This window comes from Streptomyces longispororuber (genome assembly GCF_014656095.1).
In the GTDB taxonomy this organism is placed as follows: Bacteria; Actinomycetota; Actinomycetes; order Streptomycetales; family Streptomycetaceae; genus Streptomyces; species Streptomyces longispororuber.
In genome coordinates this window covers 1-9,663 of sequence record NZ_BNBT01000228.1, presented here as the reverse complement: position 1 = coordinate 9,663, position 9,663 = coordinate 1, and the positions used below count along the sequence as shown (strand labels likewise).

Annotated in this window: 7 protein-coding genes; 6 read left to right on the top strand and 1 reads right to left on the bottom strand. The window is 73.7% G+C overall.

The annotated features are described in order from the left end of the window. The coding region (locus IE330_RS36445) for a thioesterase domain-containing protein (protein ID WP_229926178.1) at positions 1-1,422 on the top strand (1,422 nt) is incomplete at its 5' end. A gap of 72 nt (positions 1,423-1,494) precedes the next feature. On the opposite strand, the gene IE330_RS36440 is transcribed toward IE330_RS36445, so the two are convergent. Next, the gene (locus IE330_RS36440) at positions 1,495-3,192 is read right to left on the bottom strand and encodes an ArnT family glycosyltransferase (protein WP_229926177.1); all 1,698 of its coding nucleotides are present in this window, start codon (positions 3,190-3,192) and stop codon (positions 1,495-1,497) included. A 344-nt stretch (positions 3,193-3,536) separates the two neighbouring features. Here IE330_RS36440 and IE330_RS36435 point away from each other — a divergent pair, with 344 nt between their 5' ends. The 5 genes from IE330_RS36435 (at position 3,537) to IE330_RS36415 (ending at position 9,618) form a co-directional block, all read left to right on the top strand. Continuing rightward, positions 3,537-4,970 (top strand): class I adenylate-forming enzyme family protein, encoded by a 1,434-nt coding sequence (locus IE330_RS36435; protein ID WP_190140473.1) that lies wholly within the window; start codon positions 3,537-3,539, stop codon positions 4,968-4,970. Between the two features lie 115 nt (positions 4,971-5,085). Beyond that, positions 5,086-6,090 carry an ACP S-malonyltransferase gene (locus IE330_RS36430; RefSeq protein WP_190140472.1) on the top strand — a complete coding sequence of 335 codons (1,005 nt, stop codon included), beginning with the start codon at positions 5,086-5,088 and terminating at the stop codon, positions 6,088-6,090. Further along, positions 6,090-7,361 (top strand): cytochrome P450, encoded by a 1,272-nt coding sequence (locus tag IE330_RS36425; protein ID WP_190140471.1) that lies wholly within the window; start codon positions 6,090-6,092, stop codon positions 7,359-7,361. Before IE330_RS36430 ends, IE330_RS36425 begins: the two co-directional genes overlap by 1 nt. A gap of 140 nt (positions 7,362-7,501) precedes the next feature. Further along, positions 7,502-8,620 (top strand): agmatinase family protein, encoded by a 1,119-nt coding sequence (locus IE330_RS36420; RefSeq protein WP_190140470.1) that lies wholly within the window; start codon positions 7,502-7,504, stop codon positions 8,618-8,620. Positions 8,621-8,874: 254 nt separating this feature from the next. Further along, the gene (locus IE330_RS36415) at positions 8,875-9,618 is read left to right on the top strand and encodes a thioesterase II family protein (RefSeq protein WP_190140469.1); all 744 of its coding nucleotides are present in this window, start codon (positions 8,875-8,877) and stop codon (positions 9,616-9,618) included. Positions 9,619-9,663 lie beyond the last annotated feature (45 nt).

The following is a 9,663-nucleotide window of genomic DNA, read 5'->3' as shown; positions in this document are numbered from 1 at the left end:
CGGGCGGGCGCCCGCCGGGGCGAGGACGTGCCGCCGCTGCTGCGGCGCCTGGTCCGCGAGCCCGCCCGGCGGACCGCCGCCGGGGCCGCCGCCACCGAGGCGGAGGCGTTCGCCCGCCGCCTCGCCGCCGCCGGTGGCCAGGAGCGCGCCGAACTGCTCGCCGCCCTGGTCCGCGACCAGGCCGCGGCGGTCCTCGGCCTCGCGTCCGCCGACCGGGTCGAGGACGAACGGGGCTTCCTGGAGCTCGGCTTCGACTCCCTCACCGGTGTCGAGCTGCGCAACCGCCTCGCCGCCGCGACCGGCCTGCGGCTCCCCGCGACCCTGGTGTTCCAGAACCCGACACCGCGGTCCCTGGCCGCGCGCCTCGCCGCCGACCTGGACCAGGCGGAACCGCGGGCAGACCGGGAGGACACCGCGGGGCCGCGGCCCGGCCGCCCGGCCGCCGCCGCCCAGCAGCGGACCGCCACGCGGACGCCCGCCGCCCCGGCACCGGCCCGGCCCGCGCCCACGGCCGGAGCCCCCGCGGCCACCGCCGCGACCCCCGCGCCCGCGCGGCCCGCCGCCCCCCGGCCCGCGACCGGCCTGGCCGAGCTGTACGACGAGGCCGCGCGCCAGGGCCGGGCCGACGACCTGATCCCGCTCCTGCGCACCATGGCCCAGTTCCGTGCCTCGTTCACCACCGAGGCCGAACTCGGCGCGCCCCGGACCCCGTTCACGCTGTCCCGGGGCGCGGACCCGGTCGGCCTGGTGCTGTTCACCTCGTACGTCGGCCGCTCCAGCGCGTACGACTACGCCCGCTTCGGCGCGTACTTCCGCGACCGGCGCGACGTCAGCGTCATCACGCACCCCGGCTTCCTGGAGGGCGAGCTGCTGCCCGCCGACAAGGAGGCGCTCGTGCGGCTGCACGCGGACACCGTGCGGCGCCACGTCGGCGACAAGCCGTACGTCCTGTCCGGGCACTCCTCCGGCGGCCTCGTCGCGCACGCCGTGGCACGGGAGCTGGAGAGCCGGGGCGCCGGGCCCGCGGGCGTCGTGCTCGTGGACACGTACGTGGAGGAGAAGGCGCTCGGCGACATGGCCGCCGCGATGGGCAGGCAGCTCAGCGACCGCTACGACACGGCACCCGGCCCCGGAAGTCCGGGCAGCGCCGACGCCGGTGACGGCGACGACTGGGGCGACGCCTGGGTGACCGCCATGGCCCGCTACATGTTCCTCGGCCTGCTGCCCGACGCCATCGAGGCTCCTACGCTCCTGGTCCGCGCGAGCGAGCCCCTGATGGAGTGGACCCGGGACTACGACTGGCGCCCGTCCTGGAAGCTGGAGCACACGGCCGTGGACGTGCCCGGCACCCACTTCACGGTGATGGAGGAACACTCCCGCACCACCGCCCGCGCCGTGGAGGAGTGGCTCGACAAGCTCTGACCGGCAGCGCGACGGCCCCGTCCCCACAGCGCGTGGGGGCGGGGCCGTCGTCGTGGGGCGCGCGCGGCGCGGTCAGGACAGGTGGCCGTAGTCCTTCCAGATCTCCGACCACGGCTGCTTGCGCCCGTCGAGCACCCACACGGGCACCCCGTCGACGTAGCTCTCGCCGGGGCCGCCCGCCGCCCGCGCGGCCTTGCGCACGGACGAGAAGTACGGCTTCAGCTTCGCGACGTCGGAGCCCACGTACAGGACCGGGCCCGAGGAGTCGGAGGGCGCGCCGAAGTACCAGTAGCCGCGGTGGCCGCTGTAGGCGTCCGGCAGGCCGCGGTCGGCGCCCAAGTGGTCGACGGCGCCCGCCTCCTCGTAGTACTGCGTGACCACCACGGCCCGCTTCCGGGCGTCCGCGGGCAGCGTCTTGTACGCCTCCTCGACCGCGTCGATCAGGTTCGGCCAGCGCAGCGTCTCCGCGGTCATCGGGTTGTTGGCGGGCTGTTCGGTCTTCGTCACCTGCGACACCGGGTACACCGGCAGCGACAGCGCCACGCACACCAGGGCCGTCAGCGCGACCACCGGCCACGCGGCCAGCCACCGCCACCAGCGGGCCCCGCCGCCGCGCGCCAGCTCCACCGCGCCCGCCGCCCACAGCGGCGCGAAGACGCCCACCACGTAGGCGGGCCGGCCGCCGGTGACCAGGAACACGGCCGTCAGCCCGAGGAACGTCCAGGCCAGGAACCGGTAGGGCGCGAGGTGCGGCGCGCGCAACAGCCGCACCAGGCCGTACACCAGGACCACGGTGAACACGCCGCCCGACAGGACGACCAGGTACGGCAGGAAGCCCGCGCGGCCGCCGAGGATCTTCTCGTCGGCGAGCACCCCGGACATCTCGAGCTGCGGCCAGTCGTGCCGCGCCTGCCAGATCAGCCCGGGCAGCGACGTGACCACCGCGACCGCCCCGCCGATCCACAGCGGCCCGCGGCGCAGCAGCTCGCGCGGACCGGCCGCCCACACGGTGACCACGACGACCAGCCAGAACCCGACGATCAGGTACTTGCCCTGCAGCGCGAGGGCCGTCGCCAGGCCGGACCACAGCAGCAGCCGGTCCTCGCGGGTGCGCACCCAGCGGATCAGGAGCCAGTTCACCGTGGTCCACAGGAACAGGTCGACGGCCATCGTCGACAGGGCGTGCCCGCTGATCAGGACGGCCGGGGCGAAGCCGTAGGCCGCCGCCGTGAGGAGCTGCGCCCGGCGCGCGCCGCCGAACTCGCGGGCGGTGAGCGCGGCGACGAGGACGCCCGCCACGGTGAGCAGCGCGGGCAGCAGCCGCAGCGCCAACAGCGAGCCGCCCGAGGCCGCGTCGACGACCCGGGCGAGCAGCGGCAGCAGCGCGGGCTGGTCGGCGTACCCCCAGTCCAGGTGCTGCCCGGCGCCCAGGAAGTACAGCTCGTCCCCCTGGAACCCGTACCGGGTGCTGACCAGGAGCAGCGCGAGGCCGGAGGCGCCCGCGACCGCGCCCGCCCAGCGCCCGGCGAACTCCGGGAGCCCGCCGGCCACCGGGACGGCGGCTCCGGCCGCCGCCGCTCCGGCCGCCGCCGCTCCGGCCGCCGCCGCTCCGGCCGCCTTCGCTCCGGCTGCCTTCGCTCCGGCTTTCCCGCCGGTTTTCTCCTCGGCGGTCCCTTCGGCCTCGTCCGGATGTCCGCCCGGCTTTCCGTCCGGCCCGTCCTGCTTTTCTTTCGGCTCGGCGTCCGGCTTTCCGTCCGGCAGGACCGTCACCGTTTCCTGCCGTTCGTTATTCTGTGCCCGTTCCTCGTCCTGTTCCCCGACCGGTCCCTGACCGGTCCCTGTCCGTACTCCCACCGGGTCCTCCGCGACTTATCACGTACGTGGCCTGAACACGTCGAAGGTAGCGGTTGGCCCGGCCCGTCAGCTCGGCCGTTCCGGCGCCGAATTGCCTGCTCAGGGGCTGCTAGGGGGAGGATAGGGGTTCTGCTGCGGCGGTGCGCTGCCTAGCTTTTACCGTGCTCCCCGGCGACTCGCCCGGGGCGGGAGAATTGCTCGACCGTATCGTGCTTATCGTGCCCGTTGAATTCTCAGAACCGGGAAAGGGGGCGGCTTCGATGACACCGAACATCTTCACGGGAGATTCGGCGCGGACCTTCGCCGAATTCGAGCAGGACACCCTGCGCGTCGCGATGGTCCTGCGTGCGGAAGGTGTCCGGCCGGGAGACCGGGTGCTGCTCAAGGCCGGGAACTCGGCGGCCTGGCTGAACGCGTTCTTCGCGCTGATGCACGTCGGCGCCTCCATCGTCCTCGTCGACCAGCAGGAGCACGCCCGCGAGACCGGGCGCATCGTCGAGCGCACCCGCGCCCGCCTGTGCCTGTACGACGACGACGCTCCCATACCGTCCGACACGCAGGACGCCGTCTACCTCTACAAGCTGCTCGTCGAGGCCTCCGGCCTCGTCCCGACCGAGCCGGCGCTCGACTTCGACGCCTGGTGCGCCCTGCCGGACGGCCTGATCATGTGGTCCTCCGGCTCCACCGGCACCCCCAAGGGCGTCGTCAAGAACGGCGGCCGCTTCCTGGAGAACCTGCGCCGCAACGCCACGCACATGGGCCACGGCCGCGGCGACGTGCTGCTGCCGCTGCTGCCCTTCGCGCACCAGTACGGCCTGTCCATGGTGCTCATCGCCTGGCTCGCCGAGTGCTCCCTCATCGTCGCGCCGCACCGGCGGCTCGACCGGTCGCTCCTCATGGGCGGCCAGTGCGGGGTGACCGTCGTCGACGCCACCCCGGCGACCTACCGCAGCATGCTCAACCTCGCCGGGCGCCAGCCCGACGTGCGGCGCGCGCTCGACGGCGTCCGCATGTTCTGCAGCGGCGCCGCCCCGCTCGACCCGGCCCTCTCCGACGCCTACGTCGAGGAGTTCGGCCAACCGCTGCTCGACAGCTACGGCAGCACCGAGCTCGGCAACATCGCCTTCGCCACCATCGACAACCCCGTCGCCTGCGGCCAGGTCATGAAGGGCCTGGAGCTCACCGTCCAGGACGACGACGGCAACGTCCTGCCCGCGGGGGAGATGGGCGAACTCGTCGTCAACACCCCCGACATGATGGCGGGCTACCTCGCCGAGGACGGCACCCTGGACCCGGTCGAGCAGGGCTGGTACCGCACCGGCGACCTCGGCCACCTCGACGCGGCCGGCAACCTCTTCGTGGCGGGCCGCAAGCTCGCCGTGCACCGCATGGGCTACACGCTCTACCCGGAGATCATCGAGCGGAGGGCCGCCGCCGCGGGCTGCACCGTCAAGGTGGTGGCCCTGCCGGACGACGCGCGCGGCTCCGAGCTGGTCTTCTTCGTCGAGGACCCCTCCGGCCAGGACGCCGCCGCGTGGCGCCGCCGCATCAAGGACGCCCTGCCCGCGTACGAGCACCCCAACCGGGTCGTCGTCGTCGACAGCTTCCCGCTGAACCGCAACGGCAAGCCGGACCGGCGCGCCCTGGAGCAGCGGGCGGCCGAGCGCTCCCCGGCGGAACTCGCCTCCGCCTGAGCCCCGGCACCAGACGCCCCCCCCCGCGACCAGCACTCCCAGTAGCGCCAGTACCCCCAGTATCCCCAGCACCCTCAGCAGCCCCAGCACGACCAGTACGGACAGAGCGGACAGGATGACGACCGACCAGGCACGCAGCGCCGTGGTGTTCCCCGGCATGGGGCCCGCACGCTTCACCGACGTGGGCAAGTTCATGATGATCGACCCCTTCGTGCGCAAACGCCTCGCCGCCGCCGACGAGGCGCTCGGCCGGTCGGTCCTGGACGGGTTCCGCGCCCAGGGAGAGGACTTCGGGGAGTTCGCCCAGGTCGCCTTCTTCATCAACTCGGTGGCCCTCGCGGACCGCGCCGTGGAGACCGGGGGCCTGCGCCCGGACCACTGCGTCGGCTTCAGCTTCGGCCAGAAGGCCGCCACCGCGTTCAGCGGCGCCCTGCCGTTCCCCGAGGCCGTCCGCCTCACGTACGAACTCGCCCTGTGCGAACAGCGGTTCTTCCAGGAGCAGTACCAGGACCTGGTGACCCTCACCATCACCCGGGTGCCCGAGCCGGCGCTCACCGAGGTCCTCGCCGAGCTGACCGAGCGCGGCGAGTTCCACGAGGTCTCCGGCCTGCTCGACGAGGGCATGCACATGATCACCTTGCGGGAGCCGGTCCTTGAGTCCTTCCAGCGGCGCATCAGCGCCGTCGGCGGCTACTCGCTGTACTCGATGAAGCCGCCCGCGCACTGCCGCATCCTGACGGGCCTGCGCGCCCGCGCCGAGGAGGAGGTCATCGGCGAGGCCGACCTCACCGACCCGGAGCTGCCGCTCGTCGCCGACCACGACGGCTCCCTGGTGACGACCGCCGACGGGCTGCGCGCCCTGCTCCTCGACACCTTCGACCACCCGGTCCGTTGGCACCCCGTCGTCGACACCCTGCGCGCCCAGGGCGTGACCACGGTGCACGTCACCGGCCCCGACCGGCTCCTGCACCGCCTCGACGTCACCACCCGCCACTTCGACGTGGTGGCACTCGGCCCCGAGCAGGCCCTCAGGCCCGCCGCCCGGCCCGCCCGCGCCACCTCACGACCCGCCCGGACCGCCTCCCGTCCCGCCCGGACCTCCTCGCGCAAGGAGCAGTGATGGCCACGCTCATGGACAGCAAGTCGGCCGGGTTCGCCTTCAGCGCCAAGCTCGGCGCGACCCGTGCGATCCTGCGCGCCTTCGGCCTCTTCGGCGACCCGTTCACGCGGCTGCTCCAGGGCCGCACGGACCCGTACCCGCTGTACGAGAAGGTGCGCAGGCGCGGCCCCATCCACCGCAGCCACCTGGGGAGCTGGGTCACCGGCAGCCACGAGCTCGGCAGCAGGATCCTGCGCGACCGCACGCTGTTCCTGAACCGGACGCAGGGCGGCGTCCCCGGCCACGAGATGATGGCCGACATCCCCTGGAACAGCTCCATCCTCGGCCTCGACCCGCCCGACCACACCCGGCTGCGCCGCCTCGCCCAGCCCGCCTTCGGGCCCCGGATGATCAGCAAGTACCGCATCCAGGTGGAGAAGCTCTGCCACCACCTGCTCGACCAGGCCGCCACCCGCGACTCCTTCGACCTCATCGAGGACTTCGCGGGACCGCTGCCGCTGCTCGTCATCGGCGAGCTGCTCGGCGTCCCCGAGCAGTACCACGAGCGGTTCATCAGGGCCGGGCGCAAGGTCGGCCCGGTCATCGACGGCGTCAAGTCCCTGAAGATGGCACGGGAGTTCCGCGCCGCCGTCGACGACCTCGACGAGGTCTTCACCGAGCTGATCGCGCTGCGCGCCGAGGACCCCGGCGACGACCTCATCAGCCGCCTCACCACCGCCCACGGCGACGGCAAGCTCACCACGGAGGAACTCCTCGCCTTCTGCACCGTCCTCGCCGTCACCGGCTTCGAGACCACCACCAACCTCATCGGCAACGCCGTCCTCGCCATGACCGGCGACCGTACGCAGTGGAACCTGCTGCTCGACGACCCGGACCTCGCCCCGCGCGCCGTCGAGGAGACCCTGCGCCACGACTCCCCGGCCCTCCAGGCCCAGCGCGTCCCGCACCAGGACATCGCGCTCGCAGGGCACCACATCCGGGCCGACAGCTCCGTCGTCGTCCTCATCGGCGCCGCCAACCGCGACCCCGAGGTGTACGACGACCCGGACCGCTTCGACCTGACCCGCGAGAACCCCGCCGAGCACCTGTCGTTCTCCGGCGGCATCCACTACTGCATCGGCGCGCCGCTGGCCCGGATGGAGGGCGAGACCGCGCTGCGCGTCCTGGCGCAGCGGCTGCCCGACCTGCGCGTCGCCGGGCCGGTACGGCGCCGCAGCTCGCCCGTGATCAGCGGCTGCACCCGGCTGCCCGTCACCGGCAAGGCCGCCTGACCCCCGGCCGCGCGGCCCCGGGACACCGGTGGCCGCACGGCCCGCACGCGTCAACACCGGTGGCCGCACGGACCCCACGCGCCACGAGAACCAGCGGCGGCCCCGCCGCCGTGCGCGAACCCCCGTACCCGAGGAGAGAGATGAGCGAGACACCCGAGTCCGAGAACTGGCGGCGGGAGGTCGATCGCTCCACGTTCCCGCGCCGCGAGCCCGGCCCGATCGACCTGCGCCGCTACTACGTCCAGCCGTCCTACTCGGGCGTGCCCACCTTCATGGGCGTCCCGCTCGCCCTCACCCAGGAGGACCTGCGGGCGGGCGGCGTCGACGTGGCCGTGGTGGGCTGCCCGGTGGACGTCTCCAGCGGCCACCGCGGCGCCGCCTACGGGCCGCGCGCCATCCGCGCCGACGAGCGCTACCTGTACAGCACGCCCGAGGGGTTCGTGCACTCCGCGACCCGCGTCAACCCGTTCAACGTCCTCAAGGTCGTCGACTACGGCGACGCGGCCGTCGACCCGTTCGACATCACCCGGTCCATGGAGCCCATCCGCGGCCTCGTCCGCGAGATCGCCGAGGTCGGCGCGCGGCCGGTCGTCCTCGGCGGCGACCACTCGCTGCTGTGGCCGAGCGTGGGCGCCCTGTCCGAGGTGCACGGGCGCGGCTCCATCGCCGTCGTCCACTTCGACGCCCACCCCGACTGCCACGAGGAGCTGTTCGGGCACCGCGCCACCCACACCACGCCGATCCGCCGCCTCATCGACGAGGAGATGGTGCCCGGCCCCAACGTCATCCAGGTCGGCATCCGCACCATCTCCGGCCCGGACGACCAGCTCTTCAACTGGATGCGCCGGGCCGGGATGCGCTCGCACTTCATGGCCGAGATCGAGCGCGTCGGCTTCGCCGCGGTCGTCGACAAGGTCATCGAGGAGGCCCGCGCGGTCGCCGACCACGTCTACCTGTCCCTGGACATCGACGTGCTCGACCCCGCCTTCGCCCCCGGCACCGGCACCCCCGAACCCGCCGGGCTCACCACCCGCGAACTCTTCACCGCGCTGCGCCGCATCGCCCACGAGACCGACCTGGTCGGCATGGACGTGGTCGAGGTCGCCCCGCACCTGGACGCGGGCTACTCCACCGCCATGAACGCCCGCAGGGCCGTCTTCGAGGCGCTGACCGGCCTCGCCCTGAACCGCATCAAGATCTCCAGCAAGAACTACGCGAACCCGATCGTGGCCGGAGAGGTCCGCTTCCCCCTCAAGTGACCGCCGCACGTGACCGTGGACGCACCGCGGTGCGCGCGCCCCACGGCGCGCCGCGCCGCCGAAGGCGGGCCTCGGCCCGCCTTCGGCCCGTCCGCCCCCGTCCGCCGTGTGCCCGTACCGCCGTCGTGCCCGCACCGCTGCGCTGCCGTGTCCCCGCATCGCTGTGTGCCCGCACTGCCGTGTGCCCGCGCCGCCGTGTGCCCGCTTCGACCGGACCCGACCGTCCCGCCGATCCCCATGGATGGAACACCGTCATGACGACAGCCGCCGCCGACCTGTGGCTCCGCTCGTACCACCCCGCCCCCGGCGCCACCCGCCGCCTGGTGTGCTTCCCGCACGCGGGCGGCTCCGCCAGCTTCTACTTCCCCGTCTCGGCCGCCCTGAGCCAGGTCGCGGACGTGGTCGCCCTGCAGTACCCGGGCCGCCAGGACCGCCACACCGAGAAGGGCGTCGAGACCGTGGCCGAGCTGGCGGACCGGATCGCCGACGCGCTCCGCGGCCACACCGACCTGCCGCTGACCTTCTTCGGGCACAGCATGGGCGCCGTGCTCGCCTTCGAGGTGGCCCGCCGCCTGGAGCGGACCGGCCAGGCCCCCGCGCACGTCTTCGCCTCCGGCCGCCGCGCCCCCTCCCGCCACCGGCCCGAGAACGTCCACCGGCGCGACGACGACGGCGTCATCGCCGAGATGCGCAAGCTCAGCGGCACGGACCCGCGCATCCTCGGGGACGACGAGGTGCTGCGCATGGTGCTGCCGGCGATCCGCAGCGACTACACCGCCATCGAGACCTACCGCGCCGAGCCCGGCGCGCAGATCGGCAGCCCCATCACCGTCCTGGTCGGCGACGACGACCCGCGCACCACCCTGGACGAGGCGCGCGCCTGGGAGCCGCACACCCTGGGCGCCTTCGACATGAAGGTGTTCCCCGGCGGCCACTTCTACCTCACCGACCACGCCCAGGACGTCATCGCCGTCCTCAAGGAGCACCTCACGTCGTGACACGCCGAACTGGCGGGGCGGGCACCTCGGTGGACGAGGTGCCCG

Excerpts from the sequence above, each read along its gene's own strand:
- IE330_RS36415 (WP_190140469.1), top strand. The coding sequence starts at position 8,875 with ATGACGACAGCCGCCGCCGACCTGTGGCTCCGCTCGTACCACCCCGCC.
- IE330_RS36425 (WP_190140471.1), top strand. The coding sequence starts at position 6,090 with ATGGCCACGCTCATGGACAGCAAGTCGGCCGGGTTCGCCTTCAGCGCC.
- IE330_RS36435 (WP_190140473.1), top strand. The coding sequence starts at position 3,537 with ATGACACCGAACATCTTCACGGGAGATTCGGCGCGGACCTTCGCCGAA.
- IE330_RS36420 (WP_190140470.1), top strand. The coding sequence starts at position 7,502 with ATGAGCGAGACACCCGAGTCCGAGAACTGGCGGCGGGAGGTCGATCGC.
- IE330_RS36430 (WP_190140472.1), top strand. The coding sequence starts at position 5,086 with ATGACGACCGACCAGGCACGCAGCGCCGTGGTGTTCCCCGGCATGGGG.